Below are 14,945 nucleotides of genomic sequence, written 5' to 3'. Positions count from 1 at the left end.
TTTATCTTTTAGACAGACTATTTCTGATAAAGATTCAGAATTTTTCGCATTTCCCGGATATGCTCCGGTGCAGTACCGCAGCATCCGCCTATAATCCGGACACCCGACTCCAGTAGCTGCCTCACATAAGGAGAGATCATCTCCGGTGTCTCTTTATAGATGGATATTCCTTCTTCCCAGACCGGTATACCGGCATTGGCCATTGCAAGGAGCGGTTTATCCGATGCTTTTCTGAATTCATTAATAACCCCTGCCATCTCATCAAATCCTCTGCCGCAATTCGAGCCAAGAATATCTGCTCCGGCATCAGTTAGCAAAACAACTGCTTCTGCAACTGAAGTTCCCCACATGGTGCGGTTCCCCGACTGACCATGTTCAAACGTCATTAATGCGGCAACCGGGATATCGGAATTCTCTTTAACGGCTTTTACCGCAATGATAATCTCCTCTGGTGCCATCATGGTCTCAATAAAAATGACATCAGCTTTCGCTTCATGGAAAGCCTCTGCCTGCTCAGCGAATATATCATATGCTTCTGATGAAGACATCAGCCCGAGCGGTTCAATCAACTCTCCGAGAGGTCCCATTGAGCCTGCTATGAAGACATTTGCTGACTGGCTTCTGGCATTCTCAACGGCTGCAAGGATAATCTCTCTTACAAGGTGCTCAGAGTCATGAAGTTTGAGACGGGCCCGGTTTGCGCCAAATGTGTTGGTTTCAATGATATCAGAGCCCGCGGATATATAATCTCTATGAACGGAACGGACAATTTCCGGATGTGTCAGGTTAAGCAGTTCAGGACAGGCACCGCTTTCAAGACCGCGCTTTTGCAGTTCTGTTCCCATAGCACCGTCGGCGAGGAGTATATCCTTTGTGGAAAAAATCCGTTCTCTGAAATTCATGATACTGCTTTATAGTCTTCCATCAGTTTTTTCGCGAGCGCAACTGCCTCGGTAGCATTACGGGCGTAGCCATCCGCTCCAATCTGCTCAGCAAACTGCCGGGAAATAGGTGCACCACCAACCATAATCTTGTACGGCAGTCCGTCCTCCCTGACTTTGTTAATAACCGTCTTCATATATCCCATGGTTGTAGTCAGCAAAGCTGACATACCAAGTATCTGAGCCCCCTCCTGAGCTGCCGTCAGAAGGAATTTTTCCACCTTTGCATCGATACCAATATCTATTACCTTAAATCCGCTGCTTCTGAGCATCATCGCTACGATGTTTTTGCCAATATCATGTATATCCCCTTTAACCGTTCCGATTATAACCGTGCCGGAACCAGAGATATCAGACTTCGAAAGAAGAGGTTCCAGGATTGCAAGTGACGCCTTCATTGCTCTTGCTGAAATAAGCACCTGCGGAACAAAAATGATATTGTCACGAAAACGAATACCAACCACTTCCATTCCCGGCATAAGTCCCTCATCGAGAATTCTTTTAGGTTCTGTACCTGTGCCAAGCAATTGATGTGTAAGTGTTACCGTGTTATCCTGTTTCCCGTCAATCACTGCCTGAGACATTTGCTCAAACAACTGCTTCTCAGTAGATTCCATATTCCTCAGCCAGTTCAGCAAGAAGTTTTATGTTTTCAGGAGGTGTGTGAGGCGCAACTGAGCAGGCTGAAGAAAGGATATATCCTCCCCCTTCTTTTCCTATTGCAATCCTCTGCTTAACATCCCGGATAATATTATCCCTGCTGCCATAAAGCAAAGTATTAACCGGATCAATATTTCCTTTGATAAAAACTTTCCCCAGCAGAAACTGCTTTGCTTCCGCGAGATCAACAGTTCCCAAGGGAGGAGGATCAAGAGTATCTATTCCATTTGTTCCGGTTTCCAGCATGAGATCAAGCCGGTCCCCAATACTGCCGCAGGTATGTGTATATACCGGTACCGCGCAGTTCTTTTTAACTTCAGTAATGATTTCTTTTTCATAAGGCAGAACAAACTCACTGTACTGATCCCTTGAAATGAGTCCCGCACCGGCAAATGCCGAAGAAATAAGAATTGCATCCGCTCCTTGACCCGCCTGTTTTGTTGCCAGATCAATAGTGCCTTCTGTAAGGTGAGTAAGTATTGCTTTCACCTTAACAGGGTCATCCATGATTGCCATCAGTGCGTTTTCATAATTAAGAAGTTCAAGGAACTGAGACCATGGAGAGAAAACCTCAGAGTGCACCGAAAGGCGCCCGCCTGCCGAATCTTTTACTCTACGAATCGTATCGAAGTGATAATCGGGAAAATAATCCTGTTTTTCACGGAGTTCATTAAATCCCCAGTAAAAAGGAAACTTAACTTCCGTTATATCCCAGGGTTCTATATAATAGAGTTTTTCAGGATCTATCTCATCAAATACGGGAAACTGTCTTTCTCCATCAGGAGTGTAGTAATGCGGATTATCATCCACAGGTAAAAGTGTGTAATATCCGTTCTTCCATACAACTTTTATCTCATCAGACGAACGGATAACTTCGCTGACATTTTTCTTAAAGGTATCGCCTCTGCCCGGCAGATTAACAAGGATTCCATCAAAGTTATAACGGTCAGCAAGTTTAATAAGTGCTTCCGCAAATGCCTCTGACTCGAACCAGATGTCAACTGGATCAATACCAGAATGAAGAAAGTAATGTCCAATGGAAAGCTGGCACATAACCGGAGTCCGGTCACTGATGCCGAGATTCATATGACGCGCTATGCGCTCTTTGCCGGTCACTTCTGCCCGTGACGGATAAATTTCAGCGAAGCTGAATTAACGCAGTATCTGACACCTGTCGGCTGAGGTCCGTCATCAAAAATATGACCGAGATGTCCGCCGCATGAAGCACAGAGAATCTCTGTACGGATCATCCCGAAACTGCGGTCTTCCTGCTGTATAATTTTGTTGCCTGCAAGTTCCGTAAAGAAAGCAGGCCATCCGCAGCCGGAGTCATATTTCATATCTGATGAGAATAACTCCTCTCCGCATCCTGCACATGCGTATGTACCTTTATCCTTGGTATGTTCATATTCTCCGGTGAATGCACGCTCTGTTCCCTTTTGTCTGAGAACATAGTACTGCATCTCCGTTAATTCATTCTTCCATTCTTCATCAGTTTTCTGCACTTTAAACATATGTTTCTCTGATTTTTTATTTGTAGAATCATTCGTAGTAAAATATCCGCTGCCGTCATGCGGTAAAGAACTCTTTTCACCGCATCCGGGTAAAAGAGCTGTCTGGATAATAAAAAGCAACAGTGCCGCCCGTTTCATCATGGATTCACCAGAAACTTATATACAAGATATCCAAAATTAATCTGCATTACTCCGAAGGCAAGCCCGCTGTAAAGATCATACCTTCTCGTTTTTAAAAGGAAGTCATCATTACCGGAACGCTGATACTCTTCAAAATGTCCATCCGCCTGGATCTTTAAATATGCTGCAGTCCCGCCCAGCACAATAATTGCGGCACTAACTAAGGTAAACGTATTCGTCTGGAAGAATGACTCTTTATTAGCAGGAGATAAGCGGATAAGTTCAAAATATTGAACGGAATCTGTCATCGCCGGAGAGATCTCACGTTCTGCAAATCCTTTTTTTCTCAGGGTGAGTTTGGAGAGATACGGAACCTTAGCCGGAGTCCTGCCGACTATGAGTGAATCAAACAGTACTTCCGCGTCAGAAGGTAAAGTGCTGATCGTGATGAGCATACTGTCCCGATTTCCATCAGGCAGTTTTATAGCTTCTGAAACCGGAGATATCCAAAGTGTACTGCCTTGTACGCTATCGGCCTCTGAAAAGTCGTTACATTCAAAGGCGTGGATGTTGCCGAAGAATCCTCCGTACATCAAAGTAATGAAAAACAGAATTTGAATTCTCTTCATTTACGGTTCCGTAGTAATTTTATATACGGAAATTATCCCGCTGTCATAGCCGGTAATCAGAAATCCCTTAAATAGAATCGGGATAAGTTTCATGCGGGAATTCATTTCAATTTTCTGTTTCACTGCAAGAGTCTCTTTATCAACTACCAGTAAATTACCGCTATGTGCGGCAAAAATCAATACATTGGAAAGCACCAAAGGTGCAGTATTAAAATACTCGTTATACTGCCCGGCTGCTGTAACGGAGCGTTTCTCAGGATTGATCTTCAAAACTGAACCGTCCTGTGCTGTAATCCATAGTGCTGATCCGTCATGCACCGGGGCTGCTAACGATTTTCGCCCAATATCAAGTTTCCATTGAAGTTTAAAATCTTTAAGCGATACAGCATACATCACCCCCTGATTGTCCAGCAGATAGTAGATGCCATTTGATACAACGCCGTGACCAAGAGGAAAATCTGATAGTTTCAATCTGCCGCTTAAACTCTTCGATTCATGATTATATCTGAGAACTGCTCCCCTGTCTGTACCCCAGTAAATCTGCTTATCAGCCATCACCGGCACTGAATGAGTATAAAGCTCAGACTCTTCCGTATCCAGAAGATTTCCATTCTGATCCAAAAGGATAATTATTCCATTTTCCGCAACAAAGAAATAACTATCCCCTGCAACTAATCCTTCACTCTGAATTTTTCCGGTGAAACTATACTTAAAGCGTTCAATGCCTCTGGTAAAGTCGTATGAATAAATCGTCGTCCCTTCCTGATTGTATTCCGAGACCGGAAAAATTATATGGTTTTTGTGAATAAGAGGACTTACAGCAACGGTACCGCGGTATTTGACCTGTCCCGTTCTTTTTCCGCTAAATACATTATAAGCAAAAACCTTACCCGAGAGGTCATTAATAAATATGATACTGTCATATCCTACAGCAGTATTAAATCCGAAACTGCCATACATCTCGTTTTGCCAGGCAAACACGAGTGTATCTTTCATTGAAACATTAATGAAGTGATTTCTCTCCGGATTTCCGGAAAAATATGGTATATAATATTGATCGGACTTGACTTCAACTCTGATATATGAGCCGCTGCACCCGGCCACAAGCAGGGACACCAGGATAATAATAACTTTTCTCAAAAGTCAAACCCGAAGAAAAACTGATAGAAAAGACCTTTTTGCAGCTTGGTATAATTTTTTTCAATTTTTTTACCTACGTCATACCGGAGGATAATCACGTTAAACAGATTAAAACGGATACCGCCCCCCAGGCTTCCGATACTGGTTTCGTATGTTTTATCCCAGGCACCGCCTGAATCCCAGAATAATGCGCCTCTTATTCCGAAAAAGCCAAGATCTGCTATCGGAGTTGTCACCCGTATTTGATCAAAAAGAGGAAAGCGCAATTCTGTTGACTGAATCCACATCTTTTCACCTCTGATTGCCCACCGTGGCCAGCCGCGAAGATCCCAGCTCCCCCCCATGAAATAGCGTCTTGCTTCTTTACCATCATTAAAATACAGGGAACCGCGGAAGGCAAGAGCAGAGCGCAGAGTGAGGCGATAATAATAGCGCATATCAGCAATGATGGTATAATAATTTACATTGCTGTATTTGACATCAGTGGTATATCCCAAAAGGAAACGCAGCCGTGTTCCGTCAACCGGTCCTGACGGCATCCATAAGGAGTTGTCAAATACATAGGATACAGAATTACTGTGAAGTAATGCCTTTCTTTCAACTACTCCGGTAATTACCTGTTTATCACTGTTGGCAATGGTGACATTTGCTTCAATACGGGCAAATTTGGAAAGCGGATAATAAAACGCGAGTGAACCGCCGAAACTTCTCTCATAAAAGAATTCATCCGTATCCCTCAGATCATATCTTCTTCCGCTAAAATGAAAAATTCCATAGCTGTAGTTTGTGCGGTCAGAAAGATTCAAGCGGGTAAGGGCAATATTAAAAGACTTCAGAAAATCATCCTGAACCTGAGCGGTATTATAGATCAGAAAGAAATAATTATCATTACTGAATAAATCACTCAGAGAAAGAACAGCTCCTCCGCTGGTTCCATATACAGGGTCGGTAGATATCTGGCTTTGGGCATAGTCCAGCGTATATTCATTCTCGTAATAAATCTCCTGGCGTGATATTTCCGTGCTGTATGTCTTTGCCGTCCATGCGGGATAATCGGTATTCAGCAGTTTCTGCACAAACGGTGTATCAGGTATCGAAAAATTTTTCTCATACAACCGGAATCCAGAGTTCTCAAATCCGCTGAAAACCATAGTTGTATCATTTATCAGCCAGTGATCAAAAACCGGAGAAATAAAAGATGTGACCCGGTAAAGAGTCTGGAGATTCTTCGATCCTAAATCAATAAAAAAGAAATTGTCAACGGAATCCGGATCAGCACGGGCGATGAGCCCGTTCTTTCCGGGAACAAGACGAGGGGCCTCAATATTCATCGGAAGATCGGTAATATAATTTATATCAAGGCGGCTGAGTGAAATCCGGAACAGATTTATATAGCCTTTGTTCGGTCCGGTGGTTCTGTCTGAGGCAAAGATAACTTCATCATCATTTTTGCTAAAAACGGGTGTCCTCTCTTCGTAATAGTCATTGGTCAGCCGTAAAAGTTTTTCTGTCAGCAGTTCATAAATATACAGATCAGAAAAACCTTTTTTGTCAATTGCACTAAAGACTATTTTATTTCCACGGTTGTTAAAGGAGGGAGATGAGATGCTCACCAATGACTCATCCGAAATCGTTTTAACAATAGCTCCTTCTTCAGTCGAATAAAGATGAATAGCGTCAGCAGCTCCATACTTCACTGAAATTGCTATTATTCCGGTCTGAGAAATTCCGGGAGCATTATCAAACAGATGAAAAGCCTCAATTTCCGGAGATCTTTCACCCTGAAGAATTAACCGGGGGTTTGTATAACTTTTCTCGCCCGCCTTCTTTTCTGTCAGATATAAAGAGGAGTATCCGTCCAGATTAGCGGTAAAATACACCTGAGTGCTTTTCTCAGTCTTCTTAACTACAGGTGAGAAACTGAAACCAGTTTTATTAATAATAACGGATTTATCGCTGATATTCGAATAATTTTCATATAACGGATAATAAATTTTTTTGAGATACGACTTCCACTCTCTGTCAATATCAGGTAAAGGTTTCCCAAGAGTGTATTCAAGCATATCCTTAAAACTGTCAAACATCCAGATATTATTCAAGAGCAGAAGAATCTTTTCACGCCCGTAAAATTTATCAATAAATCCCAAGAACGCCTGACCGGTTTTATACATCAGGAATGTTCCGTTGATCGTATAGATATCCTCCATACCGGGCAGGTAATCATTCAGTACTGCGTCTCTGAGAACCATCTCTCCCCTTGCATCCCAGGTTGTGGAATAAAATTCAGCCAGTCCTTCTACAAACCAGAGGGGAGGAAAGCGTTCAGTATTTAGTTTGTAATCATTGGCGATCCTCATAATTCTCGTGGTCATAAATACATGAACAAGTTCATGATATATTACATGCCGGAACCTCTCCAATGAGCCCGAATAAGGTATTACAACTCTTCCTTTTATAAACTCAAAGAATCCACCAACTCCCTCAGGAATAAAACCGGGTGTGGTATTGGTCTGCTGAAAGTGGACATGGGTATTATAAAAGATGAGCGGAGTACGCCTGAAGATTACATGATTAAACTCAGTCCTCAGATACTTATAGGCATCTTCTGCAAAAGCAGCGCCAATCTGAGCGATTTCGTCCATATCACTGTAGTAATAGATATCAAAATGCTCGGTTTTAAGAACCTTCCAGTCAAAATTCTCATACTGCACCTTATTTCTGCCAAAGAAATAAAACTGTGCAGACAATTCCCCTGCTGAGAAGAGAATTAAACAAATGAGTAATATTCTGGTATTCAATAAATCAATAATCAGAAATAAATAATGACTAACCTGTTTTGGTCAATAAAAATTCAATAAAACGAAAGTGTAAGGAGTGTTACTCAGAGAGTTTTTTCTTAAGCAGATGAATATAATCAATTTCACCCGGATCCTTGCCTCTGAGCAATGCGAAGTAATATGTTACCCAGTCCAGGAAATAGACCAGTTCCATCATCCTCAGCGGATACGATTTCTGATGCCCCTCCGCAAAAAATACTTCAGCACCGGCACCCCGAATCAGATCAGCGGTAATTGCGATCCTTTTATGCACCTGCGGATGATAATCGGGATCGTTCAGAATAATAACAGATGCATTTACTCCGCCTGACTGATGAGTTTCCCAACCGATGATTTCATTATGATTCAGTTCCGGGAAAGCATTACTGAAACTGTGAATCTTTGAATTCTCATTAAACTGAGATTTTATTCTTATAGCAATCGCGTCAGTAAAATCTGAGACACCATAGATCATCGGTACTGTGCCCAGGAGACTTACCGCCATGGTAAGCGCCCGGTTACTATCAGAAGATAACTCATCTCCCATTTCTTTCCACAACCTGATTGTTTCAGCAGTAAACTGTGACTTGTCTGCGATGAGTTTCATTTGCGAAAAAATTGAAACCAATGCAAAAAAGCTCAAACCAAGTGAAAACCTGGGCTGGAATCCTTTCTTTAGTTCAAAAACCGGTATTGATCTGCTTTCAGCACGGCGGACAAGTTCCCCGCCCGTTGATATACAAATAACAGTGCACCCTCTTGAAACCGCATCTTCAAACGCAGAGAGAGTTTCTTCAGTGGATCCTGAGTATGAGGATGCAATGAGCAGTGTCTGCTTTCCGGCATATGCAGGGAGATGATAATTACGGTTAACAGAGACAGGTACCTGCAATTCCTTTGAAAAAATATTTTTGAAGAGATCACCTGCAATCGCACTTCCGCCTAATCCTGTTATGATGACGTTGTTTATGCCGGCGGAGTCGGGCAGACTGCCTTTAATTTTAACAGCGCTGCTGTATTCCGCCTGTGTGAAGGTTTTTACCAACACGTCAAAAAGATTTTCTGGATCAAAACTTTTTACTAATTCTTTAACTTTCATAATATCAAAGGATGTTTCTTGTACGGTTTATGGAATTAACATTAAAAAATTCTTCAATTTCGCTGACAATCTCAGCATCAGTCGGGTATTTCAGGATCTTTTCCGTCAGAGCTTCACATTTCGCGAGGTTTGCTGCCCGCACTGTTCTCTTAATATAAGGAATTGCTTTTGCTGAAACACTGAGATTTCTGAGTCCCATACCTATAAGCACAGGAACGGCAAGAGTATCGGCAGCCATCTCACCGCAGATGCTGATCTCCACTTTATTCTCAATGGCTTCCTTGATAATACGGTTAAGTACTCTCAGAACTGACGGATGAAACTCTTTATAGAGATTAGCTACAAGGTCATTGCCTCTGTCAACAGCCATCATATACTGAATCAGATCATTGGTCCCGATGCTGAAGAAATCAACTTCTTTCGCAAGATCACGTATCATAAACGCGGCTGAAGGTACCTCAATCATAATCCCCAGTTTCATATTCTCATCATACAGCACACCCTCAGCACGCAGTTCTGTCCGGCATTCTTCTAGGAGTACTTTTGTATCACGTACCTCTTCAAGTGTTGAAACCATAGGAAGAAGGAAACGGATATTCCGGTTAGTACTCGCACGGAGTATGGCACGAAGCTGTGATTTAAAGAGCGGCTGATTTTGTAGCAGAAAGCGAATGCCCCTCAGACCAAGAAACGGATTTGCCTCATGCCCGTCAAAAATACTTACTTTATCGCCGCCGATATCAAATGCACGAATAGTAACTTCACCAGGATAGACACGGTGAGAAAGATTTTCATATATGCGCTGCTGTTCTTCCTCATCTGGAAACTCACCCATCTCTTCAATAATCTGCTCGGTACGGTAAAGTCCTATTCCTTTTGCCCCGTTAGAGATGACCGATTCAATTTCACCAGAAACATCAACGTTGGCATACAGGTGGATGACTTTGCCATCCTCCGTTGCAGAAGGGAGATTACGAATTGATTCAAGCTCTTTATTTATCTCATTCAGATGCTCAAGCTTTGCGGTAAAATAGCGGAGTTGTTCATCATTGGGATTGATGAAAATCAGTCCGTGAAAACCGTCAATGATGATCAGATCATCCTGTTTAATCAGATCCCTGGCATGATGTGTTCCGACAACTGCAGGTATATTAAGCGAGCGGGCAATTATTGCAGTATGTGAAGCAAGACCGCCCCTGTCGGTAATAAAACCCTGCACTCCGGCTTTTGCAAAAAGCAGCGTATCTGCGGGAGTAAGAATCTCAGCAATAATAACCGAGCCCTGGGCAATCCGGGACTGTAATCGTTTATTCTGTAAACTGCGGATAATTCGTGATTTTATATCCTCAATATCTTCCGCCCGTTCTCTTATATTCGGATCCCGGGCGTTAAGGAACATCTCTTTATATTTATTAAACTCATCAAAGATGATATATTCAGGCACACGCATTTCTGATCTAATACGCCCTTTTATTTTTCTGAGGAAATGATCATCCTCAAGAATCATCATCTGGGCTTCAAATATCCCAGCCCTTTTTTCATCAATGCTTTCTTTAGCGAGAGAAAATATTTTTCCAATCTCTTTCTTGGCACGTGCCAGCGCTTCATCAAAACTTACCAGCGCCTCATTAACATCCTGTATAGGATCGTCAGCTACCCGCAGTGTCTCACGGCGATAAACATGAGCATGAGCAATAACCAGTCCGGGGGCTGCTGCAAGACCTGAAAGCAGATTATCCGCTTTGCTTACTAATTCCTTAAGCCCTTTCATAATTCGTCAAATCCCCTTTCAAAATAATTGCACATTTCATCAGCAAGTTTATCCTCATCCTCGCCGATGAATTCAAGATCAACCTTGGTTCCCATGGGTGAAGAGAGTGTCATAACACCGATTATACTCTTTCCGTTTACCCGTATCCCGTCAATACTCATAAAGAAGTCGGCTTTATATTTCGAAGCAATTTTTACTATGGTTGCTGAGGGCCGGGTATGAAGTCCGGCTGGATTAATTATCTGAACCTGCTTCTCAATCATGCTATTTTTCCCTCCTGATCAGAGAGAATGTGAGATCATAAAAGAACTTTCTTTTTTCACTGTTCTTAATAACGCTGAGCGTTTCCAGTGCTTTATTGGAGTAGCGGATAATTTCTTTTTTGGATTTAGCAATAGCGCCGGTACGTTCAAATATATCGCGGAAGTGGTCAATCTCTGATTCTTTAATTCCCTTATTTTTAATAAAACGCTCCAGATCTTTTTTGTCTGCACCTTCAGCATTCTTCAGTGCAGTGAGAAAAAGAAAGGTCTTTTTCCCTTCAATCAGATCTCCTCCGCATTTTTTACCTGTACTGCCTGAATCTCCGGTCAGATCGAGCAGGTCATCCTGAATCTGGAAGGCGATTCCGAGATTTTTTCCGAACTCAGACATCTTTTGTATATATGAATTACCCGCACCAGAGAGAATAGCCCCCAGTTCGCAGCACATCTGAATCATTGCCGCAGTCTTTTTGGTGATCATGGTTATATACTCACTCACCTTAACTGTCTGGCGTACTTCAAATTCTTTATCCAGACTCTGCCCTTCACAAACTTCTATAAGTCCTGTCGTGAATGATGAGACTGCTTTTCCCCCCTTTACTCCTGCATCCTTCAGAAGATATTCGTAAGCAATGGCAAGCAGACTGTCACCGGCAAGTATAGCGGTACTGATATCATACTTTATGTGAAGTGTCGGAAGCCCCCGGCGGGTATCCGCGTTATCCATTATATCATCATGCACCAGAGTAAAGTTATGGAGCATTTCGACTGAGAGAGCTGCATTCAGGCACTTACCGGTTTCACCCCCGGCAGCATCCGCTGAAGCAAGAACAAGTACTGGACGGAGCCTTTTGCCCGGACTGGAGAGAATATAATCAGCTGGCAGATAGAGGGAAGCAGGTTGACGTTTCCTGAATACTTTTTTGATTTCTTTTTCTACCTTATTCCGGTAGCTGTCATATTTATGGTCAAAGTCCATTAACTAGTCTCAGTAATATTTTTCGTAACGAATAAGCGTTCTGTTCCGGAAATCCCGCAGAGTGTGAGAACCGGTCAGATACATGGTTTTTTTCAATATATCTCCCCACTTCTCAAACATCGCGACAACACCGTCAGGTCCTCCTTTTTCAAGCGCGATGAGCACTGATCTTGCACTTGCGGCAAAATCTGCACCAAGCGCAAGGGCTTTTGCCGCGGTCATTGCATCATTCACACCGCCTGACCCTATAAGCAGAAAATTTTTTTTCTTTTTCAGCTTCTTTAATGTTTTAATACAGTAAGAAGTCGGGATACCCCAGTCCCAGAAAAAATCAGTCTCCTCATCATCCTGCCTGCTTCTGAGAAACTCAACCCCGGACCAGCTGGTTCCCCCTGCGCCTGCAGTATCAATACCGGCGACACCTGCCATCAGTAATTCTTTTGCCGGTTTAGCAGTTATACCGGAGCCGACTTCCTTTGCGATCACAGGGATCTTTATATACCTGACAAACTCCTCAAAAGAACCGTCTAATCTGGCAGATTCCGGTTCACCATGTTGCTGAAACAGCTCCTGCAAAGGGTTAAAGTGGACGGCAATTGCATCCATCCTGATATCATGTACCAGCCGGAGAAGTTTTTCAAATCCTTCTCTTTTTGTAATCTGTGCGATTCCAATATTGCCGATCAGCGGTACTGACGGCGCGAGTGATCTTATTTCATGCAGGATATGATCATGCTCATCAGAGTGGAGAGCATATCGCATACTTCCGAGACCAAGAGGAATTGAAAGTTTTGCGGCTGCTACTGCCAGTTTCCTGTTAATATTATTTGTTTCATCTGTCCCTCCCGTCATGCAAGAAATAATAAAAGGGAGTGAGGAATTAAAGCCAAAGAAACCGGACTGGAGGTTAATTTTGTCCAGGGAGACAGAGGTGGCTGCGTGATGAACAAAATCATACGCCTCAAAACCTGAGGTTTTTTTTCTGAAAGCCACCTTATCCGTCAGACATAATTTGAGGTGCTCCCGCTTTCTCTTAGCCAGATCCTTTGCCATACCTTATAAATTAATTTATCCTGAAAGATAAAAAAAATAGCGTAAAAATTCAGTTTTTATTATAAAAAAGCCGATTTTTTCCACTTCTAACCTCTGCTACAGGCATCAGCCCCCTTACGGAATTACCCATAAAGACCCTGGCACATTGTGCCAGATCCTCAGGTGAAATATTTCTTTCCCTGAGTGTTCCTTCAGCCAGAAGTTTCTGCCGAAGCACGCCATCAAGCAGCCCTTCAGAAACTTCGGGGGTGTAAAGCTGCCCCCCGAGCTCATAAAAAAAGTTAGTCCAGCTTCCTTCTGTTATCCTGCCATGTTCATTAAGGAATAGTACCTCATCATATCCGGCATGAAGGGCACAGGAAAACTCCTCGTCATAAAAATCCCTCAGAGTGGTTTTGAAGTAGAATTCCTGACTTTCTGAATTCACTCCGTTATCTGAAAGCAATACTCTTAAATGCCGGTATATCTTCTCATATGGTCTTGTCTGAACCTCCAGTTCCCCCCATTTTCCTAGAAGCAGTTTCATAATTAATTCCTGTCCGGGAGTGAAATTCTCTCTCAAAGCTTCTTTTATTGCCGCTTCATCAAACAAGAAAAGATGAAATTTAGCGGACCCCTTCAGCCTGTTTAGATGTAAATCAAGCAAAGGTATTTTCTCCCCGTCAAAGTAACATGTTTCAAATAATCTGAAATCATTATGCCTGCGGGTCAGGAATTCCCCCTTTTTCAGGATTTCAGCATACTCCCCATCCGGAGTACTATCCCAGACTACTCCGCTGCCAAGAGGGAGCACTCCCCGGTATCTTTTAGGAGTATCAGAATCGGCAAAAAGCTCCGCGGTTCTTATAGCCACATTTGCTGTTGTTTCTTCTGGCGTGAAAAAGAAAATACTCCCTGTATATAAGCCCCTTTTCCTTCGCTCAAGTTCATTAATAATTTCCATTGACCGGAACTTGGGAGCACCGGTAATTGAGCCGCAGGGAAAAAGGGCCGTTATGATATCACTTAAACCGGTTCCCGCACGAAGTTTTCCTGAGATATAAGAAACCATCTGATGGACGGTTTCATAGGTTTCAATTTCAAACAGCCTGTCAGCATTCACGGAACCAAATTCACAGATTTTCCCCAAATCATTCCGGAGCAGATCCACAATCATGAGATTCTCAGCCCTGTCTTTGGCGCTGTTTCCTAGCTGTTCCTTCCTTATTTCATCCTCCTGAAGATTTTTGCCCCGCTTAATGGTACCTTTCATCGGGGCAGTAAGGATTTTATCCCCTCTCACCCTGAAGAATAGTTCCGGGGAAACTGAAATAGTGAGATGCGCACCAGTATTTATAATAGTTATATATTGTGCTGACTGTTTCTTCAACAGGTCAATAATAAAAGCAGTCAGATCTCCATCAAGAGTAAAATATGCTTCAGTAGTCAGATTGATCTGATAGGTATCTCCCCTTGCGATATATTCTTTCAGCCGCTCTACCTTTTCCCCGTAGGAATCAGGCGAATCAGACAGTACCTGATTGAAAACTCTGTACTGCTTCCGTTTTTTTGGATAAAGCGTTATGGTTGCGGGGTCAATTACTTCAGACTTTTCAGGCTGATATTCATAATAAACCCCGGTGATGTCTGAATCCGTGAAGGATAATCGGGAAATCTTCTCTTCAAGCCGGAAGCCAAACTCATAATCAAGTAAAAGTGCCCCAAAATTCTCTGGATTTTCAGTTCTTCGCCTCTCAATTTCCCGAATGTCTTTTAGCCCTCTAACTGCTTTCACATAAACGGGTGAGCTTAAAAGCAGGCTTTTCCCTTCCTGATAGCCCGGAGGTGTCAGAAAGAGTGCATTCCCCCTGCCGCGGAGTACCCGATTCAGCAAAGAGCTTATTTCCGTCCGTTTATCCATAATCCTGTTAAGTAATTACGATATTTCTTTTTATTTTCAGCCCGTCAAGTTTATAATTTC

At 42.7% G+C, this 14,945-nt stretch carries 13 protein-coding genes; all 13 read right to left on the bottom strand.

Features of this window, described 5'->3' with window-relative positions; all coding sequences use genetic code 11:
- Positions 1 to 17: 17 nt before the first annotated feature.
- A complete protein-coding gene (locus tag HRU80_08790) occupies positions 18 to 902 on the bottom strand; it encodes a homocysteine S-methyltransferase family protein (GenBank protein QOJ28970.1) in 885 nt (294 codons plus the stop codon).
- Positions 899 to 1,558, bottom strand: a complete 660-nt coding sequence (locus HRU80_08785; protein QOJ28969.1) for a corrinoid protein — start codon at positions 1,556 to 1,558, stop codon at positions 899 to 901. The genes HRU80_08790 and HRU80_08785 overlap by 4 nt, the downstream gene beginning before the upstream one ends.
- Positions 1,545 to 2,717 carry a hypothetical protein gene (locus tag HRU80_08780; GenBank protein QOJ28968.1) on the bottom strand — a complete coding sequence of 391 codons (1,173 nt, stop codon included), beginning with the start codon at positions 2,715 to 2,717 and terminating at the stop codon, positions 1,545 to 1,547. The genes HRU80_08785 and HRU80_08780 overlap by 14 nt, the downstream gene beginning before the upstream one ends.
- Positions 2,714 to 3,253 carry a peptide-methionine (R)-S-oxide reductase MsrB gene (gene msrB / locus HRU80_08775; protein QOJ30502.1) on the bottom strand — a complete coding sequence of 180 codons (540 nt, stop codon included), beginning with the start codon at positions 3,251 to 3,253 and terminating at the stop codon, positions 2,714 to 2,716. Before msrB ends, HRU80_08780 begins: the two co-directional genes overlap by 4 nt.
- A complete protein-coding gene (locus tag HRU80_08770; protein ID QOJ28967.1) occupies positions 3,253 to 3,864 on the bottom strand; it encodes a hypothetical protein in 612 nt (203 codons plus the stop codon). Before HRU80_08770 ends, msrB begins: the two co-directional genes overlap by 1 nt.
- Complete coding sequence (locus HRU80_08765) at positions 3,865 to 4,860, bottom strand: hypothetical protein (protein QOJ28966.1); 996 nt, start codon at positions 4,858 to 4,860, stop codon at positions 3,865 to 3,867.
- A gap of 140 nt (positions 4,861 to 5,000) precedes the next feature.
- Complete coding sequence (locus HRU80_08760) at positions 5,001 to 7,802, bottom strand: hypothetical protein (protein ID QOJ28965.1); 2,802 nt, start codon at positions 7,800 to 7,802, stop codon at positions 5,001 to 5,003.
- A gap of 79 nt (positions 7,803 to 7,881) precedes the next feature.
- Positions 7,882 to 8,919: a bifunctional phosphoglucose/phosphomannose isomerase gene (locus HRU80_08755; GenBank protein QOJ28964.1), complete on the bottom strand. Its 1,038-nt coding sequence runs from the start codon at positions 8,917 to 8,919 to the stop codon at positions 7,882 to 7,884.
- 4 nt (positions 8,920 to 8,923) lie between these two features.
- Positions 8,924 to 10,690, bottom strand: a complete 1,767-nt coding sequence (gene ptsP, locus HRU80_08750; GenBank protein ID QOJ28963.1) for a phosphoenolpyruvate--protein phosphotransferase — start codon at positions 10,688 to 10,690, stop codon at positions 8,924 to 8,926.
- Complete coding sequence (locus HRU80_08745; protein QOJ28962.1) at positions 10,687 to 10,953, bottom strand: HPr family phosphocarrier protein; 267 nt, start codon at positions 10,951 to 10,953, stop codon at positions 10,687 to 10,689. Before HRU80_08745 ends, ptsP begins: the two co-directional genes overlap by 4 nt.
- 1 nt (position 10,954) lies before the next feature.
- Positions 10,955 to 11,932 (bottom strand): polyprenyl synthetase family protein, encoded by a 978-nt coding sequence (locus HRU80_08740; protein ID QOJ28961.1) that lies wholly within the window; start codon positions 11,930 to 11,932, stop codon positions 10,955 to 10,957.
- A gap of 9 nt (positions 11,933 to 11,941) precedes the next feature.
- The gene (gene fni, locus HRU80_08735; protein ID QOJ28960.1) at positions 11,942 to 12,985 is read right to left on the bottom strand and encodes a type 2 isopentenyl-diphosphate Delta-isomerase; all 1,044 of its coding nucleotides are present in this window, start codon (positions 12,983 to 12,985) and stop codon (positions 11,942 to 11,944) included.
- Between the two features lie 49 nt (positions 12,986 to 13,034).
- On the bottom strand, positions 13,035 to 14,885 hold the full coding sequence (locus HRU80_08730) for a chorismate-binding protein (GenBank protein ID QOJ28959.1): 1,851 nt from the start codon (positions 14,883 to 14,885) through the stop codon (positions 13,035 to 13,037).
- Between the last annotated feature and the right edge of the window lie 60 nt (positions 14,886 to 14,945).

The sequence above is a fragment of the Ignavibacteriales bacterium genome (assembly GCA_015709675.1).
Classification (GTDB): domain Bacteria; phylum Bacteroidota; class Ignavibacteria; order Ignavibacteriales; family Ignavibacteriaceae; genus H2-BAC3.
The sequence above is the reverse complement of the archived record's forward strand: the minus strand, read 5'-3'. Positions and strand labels throughout refer to the sequence as shown.

Excerpts from the sequence above, each read along its gene's own strand:
- HRU80_08790 (QOJ28970.1), bottom strand. The coding sequence starts at position 902 with ATGAATTTCAGAGAACGGATTTTTTCCACAAAGGATATACTCCTCGCC.
- HRU80_08785 (QOJ28969.1), bottom strand. The coding sequence starts at position 1,558 with ATGGAATCTACTGAGAAGCAGTTGTTTGAGCAAATGTCTCAGGCAGTG.
- msrB (QOJ30502.1), bottom strand. The coding sequence starts at position 3,253 with ATGAAACGGGCGGCACTGTTGCTTTTTATTATCCAGACAGCTCTTTTA.
- HRU80_08770 (QOJ28967.1), bottom strand. The coding sequence starts at position 3,864 with ATGAAGAGAATTCAAATTCTGTTTTTCATTACTTTGATGTACGGAGGA.
- HRU80_08765 (QOJ28966.1), bottom strand. The coding sequence starts at position 4,860 with ATGAAAGATACACTCGTGTTTGCCTGGCAAAACGAGATGTATGGCAGT.
- HRU80_08755 (QOJ28964.1), bottom strand. The coding sequence starts at position 8,919 with ATGAAAGTTAAAGAATTAGTAAAAAGTTTTGATCCAGAAAATCTTTTT.
- ptsP (QOJ28963.1), bottom strand. The coding sequence starts at position 10,690 with ATGAAAGGGCTTAAGGAATTAGTAAGCAAAGCGGATAATCTGCTTTCA.
- HRU80_08745 (QOJ28962.1), bottom strand. The coding sequence starts at position 10,953 with ATGATTGAGAAGCAGGTTCAGATAATTAATCCAGCCGGACTTCATACC.
- HRU80_08740 (QOJ28961.1), bottom strand. The coding sequence starts at position 11,932 with ATGGACTTTGACCATAAATATGACAGCTACCGGAATAAGGTAGAAAAA.
- fni (QOJ28960.1), bottom strand. The coding sequence starts at position 12,985 with ATGGCAAAGGATCTGGCTAAGAGAAAGCGGGAGCACCTCAAATTATGT.
- HRU80_08730 (QOJ28959.1), bottom strand. The coding sequence starts at position 14,885 with ATGGATAAACGGACGGAAATAAGCTCTTTGCTGAATCGGGTACTCCGC.